16 protein-coding genes and 1 riboswitch are annotated in these 20,125 nt (G+C 67.7%); of the genes, 12 read left to right on the forward strand and 4 right to left on the reverse strand.

The annotated features are described in order from the left end of the window. The first annotated feature begins 350 nt into the window (after nt 1–350). Nucleotides 351–1,514 (forward strand): methionine adenosyltransferase, encoded by a 1,164-nt coding sequence (gene metK, locus A9975_RS08440; RefSeq protein WP_043343105.1) that lies wholly within the window; start codon nt 351–353, stop codon nt 1,512–1,514. A 246-nt stretch (nt 1,515–1,760) separates the two neighbouring features. After that, on the forward strand, nt 1,761–2,714 hold the full coding sequence (locus A9975_RS08445) for a Kdo hydroxylase family protein (protein WP_183032194.1): 954 nt from the start codon (nt 1,761–1,763) through the stop codon (nt 2,712–2,714). Between the two features lie 187 nt (nt 2,715–2,901). Here A9975_RS08445 and A9975_RS08450 read toward each other — a convergent pair whose 3' ends face one another. Next, nucleotides 2,902–4,323: a coniferyl aldehyde dehydrogenase gene (locus A9975_RS08450; protein ID WP_183032195.1), complete on the reverse strand. Its 1,422-nt coding sequence runs from the start codon at nt 4,321–4,323 to the stop codon at nt 2,902–2,904. 292 nt (nt 4,324–4,615) lie between these two features. Here A9975_RS08450 and A9975_RS08455 point away from each other — a divergent pair, with 292 nt between their 5' ends. After that, nucleotides 4,616–6,295 (forward strand): GMC family oxidoreductase, encoded by a 1,680-nt coding sequence (locus A9975_RS08455; protein ID WP_183032196.1) that lies wholly within the window; start codon nt 4,616–4,618, stop codon nt 6,293–6,295. Nucleotides 6,296–6,349: 54 nt separating this feature from the next. On the opposite strand, the gene A9975_RS08460 is transcribed toward A9975_RS08455, so the two are convergent. Continuing rightward, on the reverse strand, nt 6,350–7,894 hold the full coding sequence (locus A9975_RS08460) for a methyl-accepting chemotaxis protein (protein WP_183032197.1): 1,545 nt from the start codon (nt 7,892–7,894) through the stop codon (nt 6,350–6,352). A 182-nt stretch (nt 7,895–8,076) separates the two neighbouring features. Then, nucleotides 8,077–9,738, reverse strand: a complete 1,662-nt coding sequence (locus tag A9975_RS08465) for an acyl-CoA dehydrogenase family protein (RefSeq protein WP_183032198.1) — start codon at nt 9,736–9,738, stop codon at nt 8,077–8,079. A 267-nt stretch (nt 9,739–10,005) separates the two neighbouring features. Between A9975_RS08465 and A9975_RS08470 the strand changes: the two genes are divergently transcribed. From A9975_RS08470 to A9975_RS08510, 9 genes are all read left to right on the forward strand, one after another. Next, nucleotides 10,006–11,397 carry an RtcB family protein gene (locus tag A9975_RS08470; protein ID WP_183032199.1) on the forward strand — a complete coding sequence of 464 codons (1,392 nt, stop codon included), beginning with the start codon at nt 10,006–10,008 and terminating at the stop codon, nt 11,395–11,397. 190 nt (nt 11,398–11,587) lie between these two features. Beyond that, nucleotides 11,588–11,689, forward strand: a riboswitch (TPP riboswitch). Nucleotides 11,690–11,792: 103 nt separating this feature from the next. Next, nucleotides 11,793–13,679: a phosphomethylpyrimidine synthase ThiC gene (gene thiC / locus A9975_RS08475; RefSeq protein WP_035868410.1), complete on the forward strand. Its 1,887-nt coding sequence runs from the start codon at nt 11,793–11,795 to the stop codon at nt 13,677–13,679. Nucleotides 13,680–13,818: 139 nt separating this feature from the next. Beyond that, nucleotides 13,819–14,997: an FAD-dependent oxidoreductase gene (locus A9975_RS08480; RefSeq protein ID WP_183032200.1), complete on the forward strand. Its 1,179-nt coding sequence runs from the start codon at nt 13,819–13,821 to the stop codon at nt 14,995–14,997. A gap of 12 nt (nt 14,998–15,009) precedes the next feature. Continuing rightward, nucleotides 15,010–15,207 carry a sulfur carrier protein ThiS gene (gene thiS / locus A9975_RS08485; protein ID WP_150989923.1) on the forward strand — a complete coding sequence of 66 codons (198 nt, stop codon included), beginning with the start codon at nt 15,010–15,012 and terminating at the stop codon, nt 15,205–15,207. A gap of 6 nt (nt 15,208–15,213) precedes the next feature. After that, on the forward strand, nt 15,214–16,062 hold the full coding sequence (locus A9975_RS08490) for a thiazole synthase (protein WP_043343126.1): 849 nt from the start codon (nt 15,214–15,216) through the stop codon (nt 16,060–16,062). Further along, nucleotides 16,059–17,192, forward strand: a complete 1,134-nt coding sequence (locus A9975_RS08495) for a thiamine phosphate synthase (protein WP_183032201.1) — start codon at nt 16,059–16,061, stop codon at nt 17,190–17,192. Before A9975_RS08490 ends, A9975_RS08495 begins: the two co-directional genes overlap by 4 nt. Before the next feature lie 91 nt (nt 17,193–17,283). Beyond that, nucleotides 17,284–17,787 (forward strand): GNAT family N-acetyltransferase, encoded by a 504-nt coding sequence (locus A9975_RS08500; protein ID WP_183032202.1) that lies wholly within the window; start codon nt 17,284–17,286, stop codon nt 17,785–17,787. A gap of 65 nt (nt 17,788–17,852) precedes the next feature. Further along, nucleotides 17,853–18,023, forward strand: coding sequence for a hypothetical protein (locus tag A9975_RS08505; protein ID WP_255503113.1), 171 nt, complete (start codon nt 17,853–17,855; stop codon nt 18,021–18,023). Then, nucleotides 18,024–18,341, forward strand: a complete 318-nt coding sequence (locus A9975_RS08510; protein WP_183032203.1) for a hypothetical protein — start codon at nt 18,024–18,026, stop codon at nt 18,339–18,341. Between the two features lie 20 nt (nt 18,342–18,361). Here the strand turns inward: A9975_RS08510 and A9975_RS08515 are convergent, their stop codons facing one another. Beyond that, on the reverse strand, nt 18,362–20,119 hold the full coding sequence (locus tag A9975_RS08515) for a sigma-54-dependent Fis family transcriptional regulator (protein ID WP_183032204.1): 1,758 nt from the start codon (nt 20,117–20,119) through the stop codon (nt 18,362–18,364). Nucleotides 20,120–20,125 lie beyond the last annotated feature (6 nt).

Genomic DNA, 20,125 nt, shown 5'->3' on the forward strand with positions numbered 1-20,125 from the left:
CATTAATGTTTTGCCGGGCGCTGCCGTTAGTGGGGCAATCAAAATGAATCTGGTGTTGTTACGGGGCCCACCGTACGGCTTGCACCGCCCGCAGGCTCGCGCCAGGCCGGAAACGCGCCGCCTGTCGGGTGGCGCGGCCTGGCCGCGACAGCGTCCGGTATTGGCAGGTGTGCCAGATAACCGGGGCGCTGCAGCGTAGCTTGCAGGCGCGTATAATAGCGCGTATCGCCGAGTTAACTGACAACTTGCGGGGCGATACCGTTCTACCGGAACGGCATGAAAATTCCGCTAAAGCGTCGCCGCCCGGGCTTAGAGGTTGGCGCGCAATAGCCAAACCTGGAGAAAAGTTCGTGGCAAACGACTTCTTGTTCACTTCGGAATCCGTCTCCGAAGGCCATCCCGATAAGGTCGCCGACCAAATTTCCGATGCTGTCCTCGATGCCATCCTGGCCCAGGACAAGTACGCGCGCGTGGCCGCTGAAACGCTGTGCAACACCGGCCTGGTTGTCCTGGCCGGGGAAATCACCACGACTGCCAACGTCGATTACATCCAAGTTGCGCGCGACACCATCAAGCGCATCGGCTACGACAATACCGAATACGGCATCGACTACAAGGGCTGTGCAGTGCTGGTCGCTTACGACAAGCAATCGCCTGACATCGCCCAGGGCGTGGACCGCGCCTCCGACGACTACCTGAACCAGGGCGCCGGCGACCAGGGCCTGATGTTTGGCTACGCCTGCGATGAAACGCCGGAGCTGATGCCTTTCCCGATCTATTATTCGCACCGCCTGGTCGAGCGCCAGTCGCAACTGCGCCGCGATGGCCGCCTGCCCTGGCTGCGTCCCGACGCCAAGTCGCAGGTGACCGTGCGTTACGTCGACGGCCGCCCGCACAGCGTGGATACCGTGGTGCTGTCGACCCAGCACTCGCCGGATATCACCCAGGCGCAGATCCGTGAAGCCGTGATCGAGGAAATCATCAAGCCGGTGCTGCCGGCCGAGATGCTCAAGGACACCAAGTACCTGGTGAACCCGACCGGCCGTTTCGTCATCGGCGGCCCGCAGGGCGATTGTGGCCTGACCGGCCGCAAGATCATCGTCGACACCTACGGCGGCGCTTCGCCCCACGGTGGCGGTGCTTTCTCGGGCAAGGATCCGTCCAAGGTCGACCGCTCGGCAGCCTACGCTGCCCGCTATGTCGCCAAGAACGTGGTCGCCGCCGGCCTGGCGCGCCAGTGCCAGGTGCAGGTCAGCTACGCCATCGGCGTGGCCCGCCCGATCAATGTGACGGTGTACACCGAAGGCACGGGCAAGATCTCCGACGAGGCGATCGCCGCGCTGGTGCAAGAGCATTTCGACCTGCGCCCGAAGGGCATCGTGCAGATGCTTGACCTGCTGCGCCCGATCTACGAGAAGACCGCTGCCTACGGCCACTTTGGCCGCGAAGAGCCGGAATTCTCGTGGGAAGCCACCGACAAGGTCGCGCTGCTGCGCGCTGCGGCCGGCCTGTAAGGCTGCTGCGAACCTTGCATCGGAAAGACCGCCTTCGGGCGGTTTTTTTTCGCGCCAGCCATGGTGTTCCTGGCTTGCCACCGCCTTGTCCTGGATCAAGCGGGGCAAGGCTGGGCGTGGCGCGCCATGGCCGCGAGGGTAGAATCGCGGGATGGCAAGGGGGCCCGGCGAGTGGCGCTTTGTTCGCCTGCCGCGGCGCGCGCATGCGCGCTCAAGACCGCCGGAGCCCGCATACCGAGGATGCCCATGTCACTTGATTCGACCCTTACCCCTTCCACGCCCAGCCCCGCCGCCACGGCCGGGGCAGCCGCGCCCGCGTTCAACCTGATCCGGCCCCAGCCCTATACCGAGTGGGCCCCGCAACTCGATGCCGGCACCAAGGCGGGGTTGCGCCGCGAGCTGGAGCAGGGCGCCGTGCTGTTCTTTCCCCAGTTGCGCTTTCAGTTCGAGCCCGGCGAGGAGCGATTCCTGGACAGCCGCTGGTCGGACGGCAAGTCAAAGAACATCAACCTGCGCGCCAACGACCAGGCCGTGCGCGGTGCGACGGGCGGCGAGCAGGACCTGAAAGACCTGTACGTGCTGATTCGCCGCTATGCCGAGTACAGCGAGAAGCTGGTGCTCAGCCTGTTCCCTGAATATGGCCCGCATATGGTGCGTGCCGGCACCTCGCTGCGCCCGAGCGAGATCGCCGGGCGGCCGGTGAGCTGGCGCAAGGACGACACGCGCCTGCATGTGGACTCCTTCCCGTCCAACCCGATGCTGGGCCAGCGGCTGCTGCGCGTGTTCCACAACATTGACCCGCAGGCGCCGCGCGTGTGGCGGGTGGGCGAGCCGTTTGGCGATTTCGCCAAGCGTTTCGTGCCGAAGACCAAGGGCATGTGGCCGGGACAGGCGCGGGTGATGGAGATGCTGCATATCACCAAGCGCCGGCGCTCGGAGTATGACCATCGGATGCTGCAGCTGCACGATCTTGCAAAGGCCGACCTGGCGTATCAGGCCAATGTGCCGCAGCAGGAATTTCAGTTCCCGCCCGGGTCGACCTGGATCGTATTCAGCGACCAGGTGCTGCATGCGGCTATGCGCGGCCGGGCCATGATGGAGCAGACCTACTACCTGTCGCCGAAAGCGATTTCAGACCATACGCATTCGCCGGAAGCGGTGTTGGCGCGGATGCTGGGGCGGCCGATGGTGGTGGGTTGAGGCTGGGTGGTAGTTACGCCAGCGGGGTGGAAAACACCACGGGCTTCGCTTTGCGTGGCTCCTAGCTAAGCCACCCCTCTCCCCGGCCCTCTCCCCCTGAGGGGAGAGGGAGAGACAGCCGTCGTCGTGGCGCGCAGCGTTGGCCCGTTCGGCGGCTTCGATCAACGCCGCAGGTTTTCCTTGTCATTCAGCGCATCAGCAGCTTGATCATCGTTTCAAAGCGCTTGCCATAGGGTGGCTTCAGCAGCCCGGCGCCATTGATGCCGGATTGGCGGAAGATCGGCTTGAGCTTGGAGAAGGTCTCAAAGCCCGCCTGGCCGTGATAGGCGCCCATGCCGCTGGGGCCCACGCCGCCGAAGGGGAGGTTTTCCTGGGCGATATGCAGCAGCGTTTCGTTGATGCTGACGCCGCCCGCCACGGTTTGCGCCATGACGTGGTCGATCGTGCGGCCGTCTTTCTCGAACAGGTAGAGCGCCAGCGGGCGTGGGCGGGCGTTGATGTAGTCAATGGCCTCTTCCAGCGTGCGGTAGGTCACCAGCGGTAGCACCGGGCCGAAGATTTCCTCGCGCATCACCGTGGCGTCGGCGGGGACATCCAGCAACAGCACCGGCGCGAGGCGGCGGCGCTCCGGGTCCGAGGGCAGCTGTGACAGCGGCACCACGCGGGCCCCGGCGCGGGCGGCATCGCTCACCAGGCCGTCCAGCCGCGCGAAGTGCCTCGGGCTGATGATGGTGGTGTAGTCGGGGTTGCCGGCATGGCCCGGCAGGTCCGGCTGGTCTGGGTAGAGGCGGGCGGCGCAGGCGCGGGCGGCTTCGACGAAGGGCTCGCGCAGGGCCTCGGGCAGCAGCACATAGTCCGGCGCGATGCAGGTCTGGCCGGCGTTGAGCAGCTTGCCCACCAGGATGCGTTCGACTGCGCGCTCCAGGTCGGCGCCGGGGCCGACGATGGCCGGCGATTTGCCGCCCAGTTCCAGCGTGACCGGCGTGAGATTGGCGGCCGCCGCACGCATCACATGGTGGCCGACCTGGGTTGAGCCGGTAAACAGCAGGTGGTCGAAGGGCAGGGCGGAGAAGGCGCTCGCCACTTCCGCGTCGCCATTGATCACCGTGACCTCGTCGGCGGCGAAAGCCTGTTGCGCCAGGCGCGCGAATAGCGCGGCGAAGCGCGGCGTGTACTCGGAGAGCTTGACCATGGCGCGGTTGCCCGCGACCAGTGCGCCCACCAGCGGGCCCACGGTCAGGTAGAGCGGGTAATTCCACGGCACCACGATGCCGATCACGCCTAGCGGCTGCGGCATCAGCCGCGACGTGGCGGGCTTGAACCACAGCCCGGTGCGTACCCGCCGCACCCGCATCCAGCGCTTGCCATGACGCAGTGCATCGTCGATCCCGGCCACGCTGGGAAAGGCCTCGAGCAGCGCGGTCTCCTGGCGCGGGCGGTTGCCGAAATCGGCGCTGATGGCTTGCGCGATCTCGTCCATGTGCCCGGTCACCAGCTTGCGCAGGCGCCGCAGCCGGTCGGCGCGCACTGCCCAGGCCGGGGCCTGGTCGCGGCGTGAGGCGGCGCGCATGGCGTCGAATACGGATGACATCTCGGGCACTTCTCTCATGTCGCGCTCTCCTTGGGGTCGTGCGCCGCCCTTGGCGCGCGCGGCGTTTAGATCCCCGCACCATATGCCAAGCGGCGCCGCCTGACAATGGAGGCCGGCCACTAGCCGCGTGCTTCAAACAACCGTATTCATCGATCCTCCTTCTCCCTTTCCAGTGCCCTGGCAAAGCCCTACACTGATTTCGCGGCATGCTTTCGGCGTGCCAGCCAGACCGGGTTGGCCGGCATGCGCGGCTTGCCGAAGCGTTCGGCGCAACCCCGGCACACTGACCTCGGACCAGGCGGGGAGACGGATGGAAACCACCTTTGACTATCTCGTCGTTGGCGGCGGTTCGGCGGGGTGTGCCCTGGCCGGGCGGCTGGCCGACAGCGGCAGCGACAGCGTGGCGGTGCTCGAGACCGGCGGCCACGATCACCATGTGCTGGTGTCGACGCCGGCGGGCTGCGCGGCCATGCTGCCGCGTGCCGGTAGCCATAATTACGGCTACCGTACCGTTGCGCAGCCCGGGCTGAACGGGCGTCGTGGCTACCAGCCGCGCGGGCGCGGCCTGGGAGGCAGTTCCTCGCTCAATGCCATGATCTACACGCGGGGCACGCCGGCGGACTACGACCGCTGGGCCTCGGCCGGCTGCGACGGCTGGGCCTGGGACGATGTGCTGCCCTATTTCCGCCGGGCCGAATGCAATGAGCGCGTGGCCGGGCGCGATGACGATCCCTGGCACGGCGGCAGCGGCCCGCTCCATGTGTCGGACCTGCGCACGCCCAATCCCTTCGGCCAGCGCTTTATCGAGGCGGCCCAGCAGGCCGGCTATCGCCGCAACGACGACTTCAACGGCGTGGACCAGGAGGGCGCTGGCTGGTACCAGGTGACCCAGCATGGCGGCGAGCGCTGGAATGCCGCGCGCGCCTACCTGCACCGCGGCGACGCCGCCGACCGCGCCAGCAATGGCGGGCGCGAAAACCTGCATGTGATGACGGGCGCGCAGGTGCTGCGCATCGAGTTCGAGGGCCGCCACGCGGTGGGGGTGGTGGTGCGGCAGGATGGCCGCGAGACCCTGTTGCGGGCACGCCGCGAGGTGATCGTGTCGGCCGGCGCGTTCGGCTCGCCGCAACTGCTGATGGTGTCGGGCATCGGCCCCGCCTCGCATCTGCGCGAGCTAGGTATTCCCGTGGTGCACGACCTGCCGGGCGTGGGCGCCAACCTGCAGGACCACCTCGACGTCATCGTGCACAAGCGGGTGGCGGCGTCCGAGCTGTTCGGGGTCTCGGTGGGCGGCGCGTTTCGCCTGCTGGCCGAGATACTGCGCTACCGGCGCGAGCGCACCGGCATGCTGACTTCCAACTTTGCCGAGGCAGGCGCCTTCCTGAAGAGCCACGCCGGGCTGGACGAGCCCGACCTGCAGCTGCATTTCGTGGTCGGCATGGCCGACGACCATATGCGCCGCATCCGCCTGGGCCATGGCTATTCCTGCCACGTTTGCGTGCTGCGCCCGAAAAGCCGGGGCGAGGTACGGCTGGCTTCGCCCGATATCCGCGAGGCGCCGATGATCGACCCGTGCTTCCTGTCGGACCCGCGGGATCTCGACGGCCTGGTGGCCGGCGTGCGGATCGTGCGCCGGATCCTGGCCCAGCCGCAACTGGCGGCGTTCGGCGGCAAGGAGCTGTATTCGGCACACTTGCCGGCCGATGGCGGCGACGACAGCGCGATCCGCGCGATGATCCGCGCCCATGCGGATACCATCTACCATCCCGTGGGGACGTGCCGCATGGGCATGGACGAATACGCGGTGGTCGATCCGCAACTGCGCGTGCGGGGCGTGGAAGGCTTGCGCGTGGTGGATGCTTCGATCATGCCAACGCTGATTGGCGGCAACACCAATGCGCCGGCCATCATGATCGGCGAGCGCGCGCATGACCTGATCCGGCACGGCCCGCGCGTGGTGTTGCGCATCGCGGAGGTATTGGCCGTGTGAGGGGCCGTGTGAGGGGCGGTGCGAGGGGTGGGGGTTCGCCCCTCACACCGGCGCTCAGGCCGTAGCCAGGCGGAAGGTCGATACCGTGTCGCGCAGCTTGCCGGCCTGGTCATCCAGCGATTGCGCGGCGGCGGCTGCTTCTTCCACCAGCGCGGCATTTTGCTGCGTGACTTCGTCCATCTGGCCCACCGCCTGGTTGACCTGCTCGATGCCCGCGCTTTGCTCGTCGGAGGCCGCGGCGATCTCGGCGATGATGTCCGATACGCGCTTCACCGCGTTCTGGACTTCGCTCATGGTCTTGCCGGCATCCTCGGCTTGTGCCGAGCCCGTGCGCACGGTGTTGACCGAGCTGTCGATCAGGTCCTTGATTTCCTTGGCGGCGCTGGACGAGCGCTGCGCCAGGCTGCGCACCTCGCCGGCCACCACCGCGAAGCCCCGGCCTTGTTCGCCGGCGCGCGCGGCTTCCACCGCGGCATTCAGCGCCAGGATGTTGGTCTGGAAGGCGATGCCCTCGATCAGGCTGGTGATCTCCGCGATGCGGTTGGAACTGGTGCTGATCGCGCCCATGGTTTGCACCATCTGCTGCACGGCGGTGCTGCCGTGTTCGGCCACGCTGGCGGCATTGCCGGCCAGGCCGCTCGCCTGGCGCGCGTTCTCGGCGTTCTGGCGCACGGTGGTGGTCAGCTCTTCCATGCTCGATGCGGTCTGCTCCAGCGAGGCGGCCTGTTGTTCGGTCCGTGCCGACAAATCGGTATTGCCCGCGGCGATCTGCCGTGCCGCCACGCTGACGGAATCGGTCGAATGGCGCACCTCGCGCAGCGCCACAGCTACCCGCTCCAGCAGTCGGTTGAAGGCGGCCGCGGTACGGCCGATCTCGTCCAGGCGGCCCACCGGTGCGCGGCGTTCCAGGTCCAGGGAGTCGCTGACGTACTCCAGGCTCTCCTCGATTTCGGCCAGGCTGCCGTGGATACGGCGATACAGCGTTGCCGCCAGGAAGCCGGTGACCAGCACCGCCACGACGATGACCGCCGAGAACACGCGAACCGCCGTGGTGTACTGCTCGCTATTGTGCTTCACGGAGAGTTCGCCCAGCTCGCCGTTATAGTTGATGTGATCGTCGATTGCCTTGCGCAAGGCGATCGATGCGTCGTTCAGTTCGCCGCTCACCAGCATGGTGTGGGCCGTGGCGAAATCGTTGGCGCGCGATTTTTCCAGCATGGCGACACGCGCGGCGCGGTAGCGCTTGAGCGCGGCGCGGTCGGCTTCGAGCATCTTGCGGTCGGTATCGTCGCTGATGTCGTCACGCTCATACTTTGCGGCGGTGGTGTCGAACTTCTCGTCGGCGCGGGCCAGGGCGGCTTCGGCTTCGGCCTTGGCCTTGGGGTCTTCGCTCATGGTGTGCCTGTAAAGCGAGATACGCATGGCGTTGACGTTGTCCTTGAGGGTGTCCAGGGTGCGTACGCTACCTAGCGTGTTGTCGTTGAAGTACTCGAAACGCTGTTCCGACTCGCTGAGTTGCCAGATGCCGCCGAGGCCCACGACGAGCAAGGCGAGCAGGGCCAGGGATAAAGATAGCAGCAGGCGTTGGCTGATGTTCATGTCGGGATGTCGGCACCCGCCGTGTAGCCGGGCGCGCCGCTTGGTCATTTAAAGGGGATCAATACGCACTTATGTATTAAGTGCATGACATTAATACCAAGGGGTTTACGGCAGGACCCGCGCCGCCTGTAGCGCGATGGCCAGAAAAAAGCGTGACGAGGCGAGCGGCGCGGCCGCGTGCCTCAGGCCGGCCAGGCGCGGGCGATGACCCGCGCCAGCGCGGCATCGTCGCCCTCCAGCGTGCCGAACACGCGGCCGTGCTGGCGCCCGAGCCGGCTGGCCACGAAGCGCTCGGCATCGTCGGCGTCGGCATGGGCGAGCATCAGCGCCGCCTGCGCGGTCAGCACGAGGCCCTGGGCAAAACGCCGCGCGCCGGCTTCAAGGTGATCCGGCGCGTCGCGCAGCATCGCCTGCAGCGAGGCGAGTTCGGCCCGCACCGCCGGATGGCCGCCGGCGCGCCGGCCGAGGTCCTGCAATAGCCGCCCCGCGTCCTCGGGATTGCGCTGGAGCGCGCGCAGCACGTCCAGGCACATGATGTTGCCGGAACCCTCCCAGATCGAGTTGACCGGTGCCTCGCGGTACAGCCGCGCCATCGGGCCTTCCTCCACGTAGCCGTTGCCGCCCCACACCTCCATGGCTTCGCCCGTCACCTCGATGGCCCGCTTGCAGACCCAGAACTTGGCCGCCGGCGTGACGATGCGCTTCCAGGCGGCCGACAACGGATCAGCATCGGCCCGCTCGAAGGCGTGCGCCAGTTCCATCATGAGCAGGGTGGCGGCCTGGCTCTCCAGCGCCAGGTCTGCCAGTACGTTGCGCATCAGCGGCTGCTCCGCCAGCAGGCGGCCGAACGCCATGCGATGCCGCGCGTGATGGACGGCCTGCACCAGCGCCGCGCGGATGATGGCGGCGCTGCCGATCACGCAATCCAGCCGGGTATAGGTGGCCATCTCGATGATGGTCGGGATGCCACGGCCCTCCTCGCCGATCAGGATGCCGGTGGCCTCGCGGAATTCCACTTCGCTGCTGGCATTGGAGCGGTTGCCCAGCTTGTCCTTGAGACGTTGGATCTGCACCGGGTTCTTGCTGCCGTCGTCGCGAAAGCGCGGCACGAAGAAGCACGACAGCGGCCCATCCTCCGCGCCCATGCGCGCCACCACCAGGTGGGCATCGCACATCGGGGCGGAGAAAAACCACTTGTGCCCGGTGAGCGCGTACTCCGCGCCGCGGCCCTCGCCGCGCACGGCGCGCGCGACGGTGGTGTTGCTGCGCACATCGGAGCCGCCCTGCTTTTCCGTCATGCCCATGCCGATCATCACGGCTTGCTTGTCGCGCCAGGGCAGGTCGCGCGGATCGTGCTCGGTGGCAAACAGCTTCGGCCCCAGCTCCGTGAACAGCGCCGCCTCCTTCTGCAGTACCGGGATGCTGGCGAACGTCATGGTGGGCGGGCACAGGGATCCGGACTCGGCCTGCGCCTGCAGGAAATAGCCGGCGGCGCGCGCCACCCACGCGCCCTCCCTGGGCTGCGCGAACGGCAGCGCCTGCAGCTGCTGGCCGCGCAGCAGGGCCAGCAGGGCGTGCCATGCTGGCGGAAATTCCACTTCGTCGATGCGCTCGCCGGTGCGGCTGTGCGTATGCAGTTCGGGCGCGTGGCGATTAGCCTCGGCCGCCCACTGCTGCACATCGGGTTTGCCCAGGCGTGCACCGAAGACATCGAGCGCACCGGCGTGCCAGCCGCCGCCAAGCCGCTCCAGCGCGGCGCGCAGCGCGGGGTCGCCGGTGAACAGGTTGTAGCCGGTCAGGTCCGGGACCTGGTTGAACACGCGGTGGGTGGCAGCTTGGGTCATGAGGTCTCCTGTGCAGTCTTCTGCGCGCGCGGCGCATGGGCATGTCTGATTGCATGGTAGAGCAAGCGGCGCGCTATGTGCGTGGGCTTGCACTGTGTCCGGCCCCCAACACTTTGCGCCGACATGGCAGGGCTCGCGGGCCCGGCGCTTGCCGTTCGCCGCTCCCCGGCGATACACTGCACGCTCCTTTCTCGACGCTGCTGCGCAGAAGGTACTTTTTGCCCCGGTTCCCCGGAGGCACCCCCGTACCTTGTATTCCCAGCAGCCATGTCCTCACTTCCCCGTCTTGAAAAAGCCCTGCAGCGCCAGGGCATCCATGTCGAACGCAGCCAGGGTGTCTATCACCTGCGCAACGAACACGCGCAAGCCTCGGTGCTGTTGCCCGCCACGCTTGCCCTGGAAGCGAAGGCCGTACGGCAGTTGCTCGACTTCGCCGCGGTGCGTTCTCCGGACGGCCACCACGGCGTCTGCAAAGCCTGCGCCACGCCAGACTTTCATCCCGGCGGCATCGCGCCGGTCGGATCGATCGTTGCCACCGACGCGGATTTCGTCATTCCTGCCGCGATCGGTACCGACATCAACTGCGGCATGCGCTTGATCACCACAGGCCTGAAGCAAGCCGCCCTGCTGCCGCAGCAGGATGCCCTTGTGAGCAGGCTGACGCGTGCCCTGCTCGAAAACGGACGAGACGTGCCGGTGCATAGCGCCGCGTTCCGCGCCCTGTTCGACGAGGGACCCGCCGCGTTCATCGATCGCGTGGCCCCCCAAGGCTTGTGGGCGCAGGTCGATCGGGCCCGGCTGGAGGCCGAACTTGCCGCTTGCGTCGGACTGGACGCGTTTGGCGGCAGTGCCCGCTATGCGCCGGATGCGCACGTCGGTAATCGCGAGGTCTTTCGCGATCCCTGCCTCGGCACGCCGGGCGGTGGCAATCATTTTGTCGAGCTGCAGGTCGTGGACGAGATCTTCGACAGGCATGCCGCGTATCGCGTTGGCCTGGCGCCCGGCGATGTCGTGGCGATGATCCACAGCGGCTCGCGCGATGTCGGCTTCTACGTGGGACGGCGCTGGATGGACCGGGCGCGCCAGGCCTGGCCCGCCGGCCTGAAGCATCCGACGAGCGGGCTGTACGGCTTGGCGGGCAGCCTGGCGTACGAGTACCTGGTGGCCATGGGCACGGCGGCACGCTATGCCTGGGCCAACCGGGTGGTGCTGGCTGAACTCGTGCGCAAGGAGCTGGCCGAGTTGTGCGGCGCGACGGCTTCGCGGCTGGTGGTCGACGTGCCGCATAACGTGGTGCTGCGCGAAAACGGCCTCAATATCCACCGCAAGGGCGCGACACCCGCGCATCACGGCGACCTGGCCCTGATCCCCGGTTCCATGGGGGATGCTTCCTATATAGTGAGAGGTTTGGGTCACACCGACTGGCTCTCGTCATGCAGCCACGGCGCCGGCCGCAGTGTCCGGCGCCAGGCCTTGCGCCGCTTGAAAAGCGATCATGCCAACGCCGGGTGGCGCTGCGTCACGCTGCGCGAGGAGCGCAGGGCGGAAGAAGCGCCCGAGGCCTACAAGCCGATCGGTCCGGTGCTGCAGGCACAGGAAGAGGCCGGGCTGATCGAAGCGGTGGCGCGGTTGAAGCCTTGGGTGACCTTCAAGGCTTGAAGTGGCTGCGGTTTCGAATGGCAGTGCATGCGCACGCTAAGTCATGGTGCGTTGCAGCGTAGTGGCGTGCAATGGTGTGCATGCCTGTCGCCTGGGGCCCGCGCGGCCCTCTGCCATACCTTGACGCACGACACTCCAGATTGAAACAGGGGTGGTCAAGCCCCGAGCCTTGTGCTTAAATTCACCCCGTTGGATGAAACAGGGGTGCCGTACGGATGGGCCGTGCGGCTGAGAGAGTCCCTTCGAACCCGATCCGGCTAGTACCGGCGTGGGAAGTTTCATGGTTACCGAACAGCTCCTGCCTTCTCCAAGGCACATGACCCGGCCACACCGCCGCGGCCATGCTCACAGGGCTCCTGGTTTCGTCCATCCCCGCAAGAGAGAGGACGACACCCATGGCCCGCACAAATACCGCCCCCGCCGCATCTTTCGAGTCGCTTGAAACCGATCTCGACAAAAAGTTTGCTTATCCGGCATCCAGCAAGACCTACCTGACCGGCAGCCGCCCCGATATCCGCGTGCCGCTGCGCACGATCCTGCAGACGTCCACGCGCACGGACAAGGGCGAGATGTCCAATCCGCCGATTCCCGTGTATGACACGTCGGGCCCGTACAGCGATCCGGACATCCATATCGACCTGAAGGCCGGCCTGCCCTCGGTACGCGGCAAGTGGATCGAAGAGCGCGGCGACACCGAAGTGCTGTCCGGCCTGTCGTCGGAATACGGCCTGGCGCGCGCCGCCGATCCGGCCACCGCCCACCTGCGCTTTGCCCAGCTGACCAACCCGCGCCGCGCCAAGGCCGGCGCCAACGTGTCGCAGATGCACTATGCGCGCCGCGGCATCATCACGCCCGAGATGGAATACGTGGCGCTGCGCGAGTCGCTGAACCTGCAAGCGCTGTACGACAAGCCCGAATACAAGGCGCTGCTGCGCCAGCACCCCGGCAATGCGCTGGGTGCCGCGCTGCCGCTGCGCCCGGAAGACATGACGCCGGAATTCGTGCGCCGCGAAATCGCTGCCGGCCGCGCCATCATTCCCGCCAACATCAACCACACCGAGCTGGAGCCGATGGCGATCGGGCGCAATTTCCGCGTCAAGATCAACGGCAACCTGGGCAACTCCGCCGTGACGTCGTCGCTGGCCGAGGAAGTGGAAAAGATGGTGTGGTCGATCCGCTGGGGCGCCGACACCATCATGGATCTGTCCACCGGCAAGCACATCCACGAAACGCGTGAGTGGATCCTGCGCAACTCGCCGGTGCCCATTGGCACGGTGCCCATCTACCAGGCGCTGGACAAGACCGGCGGCATCGCCGAGGACCTGACCTGGGAAATGTTCCGCGACACGCTGATCGAGCAGGCCGAGCAGGGCGTGGACTACTTCACCATCCACGCCGGCGTGCTGCTGCGCTATGTGCCGATGACCGCGGACCGTGTCACGGGCATCGTCTCGCGCGGTGGTTCGATCATGGCCAAGTGGTGCCTGGCGCATCACAAGGAAAACTTCCTGTACACGCACTTCGACGAGATCTGCGAAATCATGAAGGCGTACGACGTGTCGTTCAGCCTGGGTGATGGCCTGCGTCCGGGTTGCATCGCCGACTCCAACGACGACGCACAGTTCGGTGAGCTGCGCACGCTCGGCGAGCTGACCGACAAGGCCTGGAAGCACGACGTGCAGGTCATGATCGAAGGCCCGGGCCACGTGCCGCTGCAACGCATCCAGGCCAATATGGATGAAGAGCTCAAGCACTGCTACGAGGCGCCGTTCTACACGCTCGGACCGCTGGTGACGGACATCGCCCCCGGCTATGACCACATCACCAGCGGCATCGGTGCGGCCAACATCGGCTGGATGGGCACCGCCATGCTGTGCTACGTCACGCCGAAGGAACACCTGGGCTTGCCGGACAAGGAAGACGTGCGCGAAGGCATCATCACCTACAAGATCGCCGCTCACGCGGCCGACCTTGCCAAGGGCTGGCCGGGCGCGCAGCTGCGCGACAACGCATTGTCCAAGGCACGTTTCGAGTTCCGCTGGGAAGACCAGTTCAACCTCGGCCTGGATCCGGAACGTGCGCGTTCGTACCACGACGCCACGCTGCCGGCCGAAGGCGCCAAGATCGCGCATTTCTGCTCGATGTGCGGTCCCAAGTTCTGCTCGATGAAGATCACGCAGGAAGTGCGCGACTACGCCGCTTCGCTCAAGCCGGAAGCCGAGAAGGGCATGCAGGAAAAGTCGATCGAGTTCGTCAAGAGCGGCAGCAAGATCTACTCGTAAGGCGTAGGGCCATGGTGCGGCGCCTGCCCGTGCAGCGCCGCACGCGAAGTACCGTGCCCCTTCCCCGAAGGGCACGCCATGACTTAAAGGAGGCCGGTGCTCGCCGCGCCATCGCGGCGAGCACCGGCACAACCATCCCATGACAACGCAGTCGTTTGATGTGGCCGTGCTCGGCGCCGGCCTGGCCGGGCGCCTTTCCGCCTGGCAACTGGTGCGTGCCGGCCTGCGCGTGGCGCTGGTCGAGCGCGGTGGCCCCGACGGCGTTGGCTCGGCCGCGCACGTCGCCGCGGCAATGCTCGCGCCCCTGGCGGAATCCGCCATTGCCGAGCGCCGCATCGTCGAGCTTGGCACCGCCAGCGTCGACTTGTGGCGCACCTGGGTGGCCGAATTGCCGGAGCCGGTGTTCTTCCAGGAGGACGGCACGCTGGTGGTATGGCATACCCGCGACCGCAGCGAGATGTCGCTGTTTACCAGCCGGGTGCGCGCGGTGGCGCCGCCGGAGTTGGTGGCGCAGCGCATGCGCGCGCTGGACGGCAATGGCGTGGCCGCGCTCGAGCCCGCGCTCGCGGGCCGTTTCTCCCAGGGGCTGCTGCTGGCCGGCGAAGGCCAGCTGGACAATCGCGGCACGCTGCGCGCATTGCTGGCTTGCGCGGTGGCAAGCGGGCTGCATTGCGTCTGGGAGGCCGGTGAAATCGAAGCGGGCGACCTGCCAGCGCTGGGGATCTGCGCACGCACCGTGCTGGATTGCCGTGGCCTGGGCGCCCGCGCCGCCTGGCCGGGGCAGCCCGCCGCGCACGGCAGCATGCCGGGATTGCGCGGCCTGCGCGGTGAAGTCGTGCGTGTGCACGCACCCGAGGTCAAGCTGCATCGCCCGGTGCGCCTGCTGCACCCGCGTTACCCGATCTATATCGCGCCCAAGCCCAATGACCTCTACGTGATCGGCGCCACCGAGCTCGAAAGCGAAGATGACTCGCCGATGAGCGTGCGCTCCGCGCTGGAGCTGCTTTCCGCGGCGTATTCGCTGCACCCCGCTTTTGGCGAGGCGCGCGTGCTGGAACTCAATGTGCAGCGCCGCCCGACGCGCCCGGACCACCTGCCGGCCATCCGGGTCGACCAGCATGCCCGCATCGTGCGCCTCAATGGCTTGTACCGGCACGGCTTCCTGATCGCCCCGGCGGTCACCGAGGCCGCCTGCCAGGTCGTGCGGGCTCTGCTCGACGGCGATCCTGCCGCGCATGCCGTGCCGGCCTCGGTGCGCTGGCCTGGCATGATCGCGGCCGCGCTCGATACCGTCACCGGCTCGCCGGTGCTGCACTGAACGACAATGACCATGGATATCCTGCTCAACGGCCGTCCGCTCGCCCTTGCCGATAACGCCACGCTGGCCGATGCGGTGGCGGGCGCGGGCATCGCGCCGCCATTTGCCGCCGCGCTCAACGGCCAGTTCGTGCCACGCGCCGCGCATGCGGCCACCGTGCTCGCCGCCGGCGATCGTATCGACCTCGTGCAACCCGTGACGGGAGGCTGACCCCAAATGACCTTCAATTCCGCAGAACCCCGGCGCGACCTGTTCGCCGACCCCTTCGTGCTCTATGGCGAGTCGTTTGCCTCGCGCCTGTTGCTGGGTACCGCGCGCTATCCGTCTCCCGCCACGCTGCAGGCCGCGGTGGAGGTGGCCCGGCCCGCCATGCTGACGGTGGCGCTGCGCCGCCAGGGCTCGGTCGGCGATGGCGAGGGCGGCCAGGCTTTCTGGCAGATGCTGCGCTCGCTGAACGTGCCGGTGCTGCCCAATACCGCTGGCTGCATGGCGCCGCAGGAAGCCATCACCACCGCCATGATGGCGCGCGAAGTGTTCGAGACCGACTGGATCAAGCTTGAGCTGGTGGGCGACGACTACACGCTGCAGCCCGATACGCTCAACCTGCCCGCCGTGGCCGAGACGCTGATCAAGGAAGGCTTCAAGGTGCTGCCGTATTGCACGGAGGACCTCGTGCTATGCCGCCGCCTGCTGGACGTGGGCTGCCAGGCGTTGATGCCGTGGGCCGCGCCCATCGGCACCGGCAAGGGCGCCGTCAATCCGCACGCCATGCGCCTGTTGCGCGAACGCCTGCCGGATACCCCGCTGATCGTCGACGCTGGCCTCGGGCTGCCGTCGCACGCGGCCCAGGTGCTGGAGTGGGGCTACGATGGCGTGCTGCTGAACACCGCCGTGGCGCAGGCTGCCTATCCGGTCAACATGGCACGCGCCTTCGCGCTGGCTGTGGACGCGGGCCGCACCGCCTACCTGGCCGGCCCCATGCCGGAGCGCGATATCGCGCAGGCCAGCACGCCGGTGGTGGGCATGCCGTTCTGGCACGCCGAAGGCGCGGAGGACCGCGCATGACCCGCAATCTTCTGCCTGCCGGCATCGACGCCGCGCTGCGCGATACGCTGCTGGCGCGCTATGGCGCCACCTTCGGCACCAGCGACAAGGCCTGGCGCGCGTGGGTGCAGGGCAACGCCCCCGCCGCGCTCGGCGATGCCGACGTGGTGCTGTTCGACGGCGAGGCCGACGCGGCCACGCTGGCGCGCATTGCCGGCGCCGGCGCCATCGCCATCGAGAGCGACCGCGAAGGCGGGCAATGGAGCGACACCGTGCGCTCGCCGATGGGCACCTGGGTCTTCAGTGCCCATGCCGACGACGACACCGCGCATTCGCCGGCCTTCGTCGCCGTGCTGCTGGCTTGCCTGGCGCTGCATTTCCCCGCGCACGATGCGCTCTGCCTGGCGCGCGCCTGGCAGCGGGGCTCGCTGGACTGGCCGGTGGATTTCGCGCGCTTCCCGCACGTGCGCCACGCCGCGCTGGTCGCGCCGGAGCAGCGCGCCGAGCCCTTCGCACCGTGCCCGCCGCTGGCTCTGTACGCGGTGGTGCCCAGCGCCGAATGGATCGAGCGGCTGGTGCCGCTGGCGGTGCCCACCGTGCAGTTGCGCTTCAAGTCCGATGACGCGCAGGCCGTGCGCGGCGAGATCGAGCGCGCCGCCAAGGCCGCGCGCGGCAGCGCTTCCCGCTTGTTCATCAACGATCACTGGCGGGCTGCCATCGACTACCACGCCAGCCAGGGTGGCGACAGCGGCATCTATGGCATTCACCTCGGCCAGGAAGACCTCGACGAAGCCGACCTCGATGCGCTGCGCGCCTCCGGGCTGCGCCTTGGCGTGTCCACGCACGGCTATGCCGAGATGTTGCGCGTGGCCACCATCGGCCCGAGCTATCTTGCGCTGGGCGCGATCTTCCCGACCACCACCAAGATCATGCCGACCGCGCCGCAGGGCCTGGGCCGCTTCCACGCCTACGTCAAGCTGATGCAGCCTGTGGTGCCCTCGCTGGTGGGCATCGGCGGCGTCGATGCGGCGCGCTTGCCGCAGGTGCTGGCGGTCGGCGTTGGCAGCGCGGCCGTGGTGCGCGCGATTACCGAGGCGGCTGACGTGCCCGCGGCGGTGACGAATCTGCTGGGGATGTTTCCGGCGGCGTGATGTGCCGCCTGGCCCGGAGCGAGGGTGCGCATGCGTGCGTCCGACCGCTCTCACTCCGGGAGTCCGAGCTTGCTCATTCCGCCGCATACCGATGCCAGTCATTCGCCTAGCGACGCCCGAAGACGTACCCGGCCTGCCTGCCATCGAACGCGCCGCGGCTGAACTATTCCCCGAATCCGACCTGCCCCCCGCGCTGCGCCAGCAAGTCACGCCGCTCGAAGACCTGCAACGCGCGCAGCGCGAGCGCCGCCTGTGGGTCGCCATCGCCCCCGACGGCACGCCAGCCGGCTTCGCACTCGCCAGCGTGCTTGGCCAGCATGCCTGTCTTGACGAGATGGACGTCCACCCTGCCCATGCCCGCCGCGGCATTGGCCGCGCCCTCGTGCGCGCCGTGGCCGATGGTTTCCGCCGGCAAGGCCTGCAGTCGCTCAACCTCACCACCTTCAGCCACCTGCCGTGGAACGCGCCGTTCTACGCAAGCCTCGGCTTTCGCCGCCTCGATGAAGCCGATCTCAGCCCGGCGCTCTGCGCCGCACTGGCGCGCGAGGCGGCGCTCGGCTTGCGCCAACGCATCGCCATGCGCCTGGCGTTGTGAGCCGTGCCGGCGCCGCACTGCGTTACGATAGCGCCGTGCCATCCACATCCACTCCGGCGAACCCCATGATCTCGTCCCAGTTCGTCATCTACACCTGCTCACCGGAAGGCGTGGCGCGGATCGACTATCAGGACACCGAGCACTTTCGCGTGACGCGCGATTTCCTGGCCAATCCCGAGCGCATGCTGCGCGTGCTGTTTGGCGACGAGCCGGGCGGCGAGAGAGAGCCGGCCTAGATGCTCCGCTATCCCACGCTGATCGTTTCGCTGATGATGCTGCTTCTCACATTCAGTGGCGGGGATGCGCACTGGATCGCCGGTGTTGGCATGCTTGACCGAGCGTTGCAGGGCGGCGCCTTTGTCTGGATCTTCCTGTTTTGCGTCCTGGCCTACGTTCCGCTCGTGGTGCTGGTTGCCAGCTACACGCTGCGGGATCTGCTGGCGCTCTACCCGTATAGGAACCGGCGCGCTGTCGTCAGCCTGTTCCTGTTTTCCGTGATGCCGGCCATTGCGCTCTACCGCTTCAATGCCTGGTTTGTCCCGGAGATCCTGTAGGCGCTGGCAAGCGCCTGCGCTCAGCCGCGCGCGCCACGCGCCAGGAGCTTGTACAGATGCGAGCGTGAAATGCGTAGTTGCTCCGCCGCTCGCTTCTTGTTGCCACCGTGCCGCGCGATGGCCTGCAGCACGGCCTCGTACGCGACTTCCCGCAGGTCCGCCGGCGATGCGGCACCCGCGTTGATCTCAGCCTCGTCCGCCGCCTCATTCGCTGCCTGGTCATACGGCAACGCCGGCTCGTTCAGGCTGTGCGCCACCGCGCTTTCCTCGCCCCGGGCGAAATCCGCCGCGCGCAGCACGCGTGCGTCGCAGAACACCAGCGCTTCCTCGATCTTCTGCCTGAGCTGGCGCACATTGCCCGGCCATCGCCGCTCGGCCAGATAGCGCGGCACCTCGGATGCCACTTGCGGCACCGGCACCTGGTTGCGCACGCAGAAGCCGCGCACGAAATGGGTCAGCAGGGCAGGGATGTCCTCGCGCCGCTGGCCCAGCGCGGGAATGCGCAGCACCACGCCGCTCAGGCGGTAATACAGATCCAGGCGGAAGCGGCCGCCATCGATCAGTGCCTGGATATCGCGGTTGGTTGCCGCCACCAGCCGGAAGTCCACGCGCTGCGCCTGCCGGCTGCCCAGCCGCTCCACCATATGGTCCTCCAGCACGCGCAGCAGCTTGACCTGCATCTCCATCGGGATATCGGCAACCTCGTCGAGGAACAGCGTGCCGCCGCCCGCCTGCTCCAGCTTGCCGGCCTGCCCAAGGCGATGGCTGCCCGTGAAGGCGCCCGCCGCATGCCCGAACAGCTCGGCCTCGATCAGCGTGGCGGGCAGCGCGGCCAGGTTCAGGCTGACCAGCGGCTTGCCCTGCGCCGCGCGGCTGGCGCCGTGGATGGCGCGCGCCACCAGTTCCTTGCCGGTGCCGCTTTCGCCGAGGATCAGCACCGGCACGTCCAGGCGCGCTACCGTGTCGATTTCTCGGCGCAGCCGCTGCATGGGCGCGCTATCGCCAATCAGCAGGCCGGGGCCGGTGCCGGCCTGCTGCTCGCGCAACGCGTCGAGCTCGCGTTGTGTTTGCGCCAGTTGCGAGCGCAACTGCGTCATCTCGCGGTGCATGCGGCCGATGGCTTCAGGCTCCTTGAAGAGGATCTGGCCGATGGCGCCAACCACCTCGCCCGCGGCGCTGATCGGGATGCGGTTCACCACGCGTGTCACACCGTTCATCTCCTGCAGCTGCCCGATCTCGGCTCTACCGCTGGCTGCCACCTGCGCAAGGCGCGAATTGGGGATGACGTCCACCGCGGGCCGGCCCGTGCCTTCACCGGTGCGCAGGCCGAGGAATTTCTCGTGCACCGGGCTGATGAAGCGCACGTTGCCCGCGCGGTCCGCCACGGTGATGGCCTGGTAGGGGTTGGTGATGAAGTGATCGAGGATCGCGCCGGCAAAGGGCACCGCGCCGAGGAAGTCGAAGAGGGCTGCGTCACGCTCGGCCGGGCGCAGCAGGATGACCTGCCGCTCGCGGTCGCGCAGACGCATGGCGATGAAGCGGCGCGCGGGCTTGCTGTCGGGGCAGGGCAGGGTGCATTCGAACAGGCGGCCGGCATCCTGGGGGGAGTCGCCGTCGCCGGCGAGCCCTGCGCTGGCGGCTAGCGCGGCGGTTGCCAGCGTGGCGTTGGCAGCGAGTCCCAGGCTGGCTAGTACGTCTCCCGCGTGGCTGGCGACCAGTACGCCAAGGCTGTCTTCAGTGCCGGGGAAAGTGTCTTCTGGTGTCGCTGATGACGACATGCTGTG

Origin of the sequence: Cupriavidus sp. UME77, assembly GCF_014170355.1 — a bacterium.
Classification (GTDB): domain Bacteria; phylum Pseudomonadota; class Gammaproteobacteria; order Burkholderiales; family Burkholderiaceae; genus Cupriavidus; species Cupriavidus basilensis.

Coding starts and splice junctions, on each gene's coding strand:
- A9975_RS08445 (WP_183032194.1), top strand. CDS start 1,761: ATGTCACTTGATTCGACCCTTACCCCTTCCACGCCCAGCCCCGCCGCC.
- A9975_RS08450 (WP_183032195.1), bottom strand. CDS start 4,323: ATGAGAGAAGTGCCCGAGATGTCATCCGTATTCGACGCCATGCGCGCC.
- A9975_RS08455 (WP_183032196.1), top strand. CDS start 4,616: ATGGAAACCACCTTTGACTATCTCGTCGTTGGCGGCGGTTCGGCGGGG.
- A9975_RS08460 (WP_183032197.1), bottom strand. CDS start 7,894: ATGAACATCAGCCAACGCCTGCTGCTATCTTTATCCCTGGCCCTGCTC.
- A9975_RS08465 (WP_183032198.1), bottom strand. CDS start 9,738: ATGACCCAAGCTGCCACCCACCGCGTGTTCAACCAGGTCCCGGACCTG.
- A9975_RS08470 (WP_183032199.1), top strand. CDS start 10,006: ATGTCCTCACTTCCCCGTCTTGAAAAAGCCCTGCAGCGCCAGGGCATC.
- thiC (WP_035868410.1), top strand. CDS start 11,793: ATGGCCCGCACAAATACCGCCCCCGCCGCATCTTTCGAGTCGCTTGAA.
- A9975_RS08480 (WP_183032200.1), top strand. CDS start 13,819: ATGACAACGCAGTCGTTTGATGTGGCCGTGCTCGGCGCCGGCCTGGCC.
- thiS (WP_150989923.1), top strand. CDS start 15,010: ATGGATATCCTGCTCAACGGCCGTCCGCTCGCCCTTGCCGATAACGCC.
- A9975_RS08490 (WP_043343126.1), top strand. CDS start 15,214: ATGACCTTCAATTCCGCAGAACCCCGGCGCGACCTGTTCGCCGACCCC.
- A9975_RS08495 (WP_183032201.1), top strand. CDS start 16,059: ATGACCCGCAATCTTCTGCCTGCCGGCATCGACGCCGCGCTGCGCGAT.
- A9975_RS08500 (WP_183032202.1), top strand. CDS start 17,284: ATGCCAGTCATTCGCCTAGCGACGCCCGAAGACGTACCCGGCCTGCCT.
- A9975_RS08505 (WP_255503113.1), top strand. CDS start 17,853: ATGATCTCGTCCCAGTTCGTCATCTACACCTGCTCACCGGAAGGCGTG.
- A9975_RS08510 (WP_183032203.1), top strand. CDS start 18,024: ATGCTCCGCTATCCCACGCTGATCGTTTCGCTGATGATGCTGCTTCTC.
- A9975_RS08515 (WP_183032204.1), bottom strand. CDS start 20,119: ATGTCGTCATCAGCGACACCAGAAGACACTTTCCCCGGCACTGAAGAC.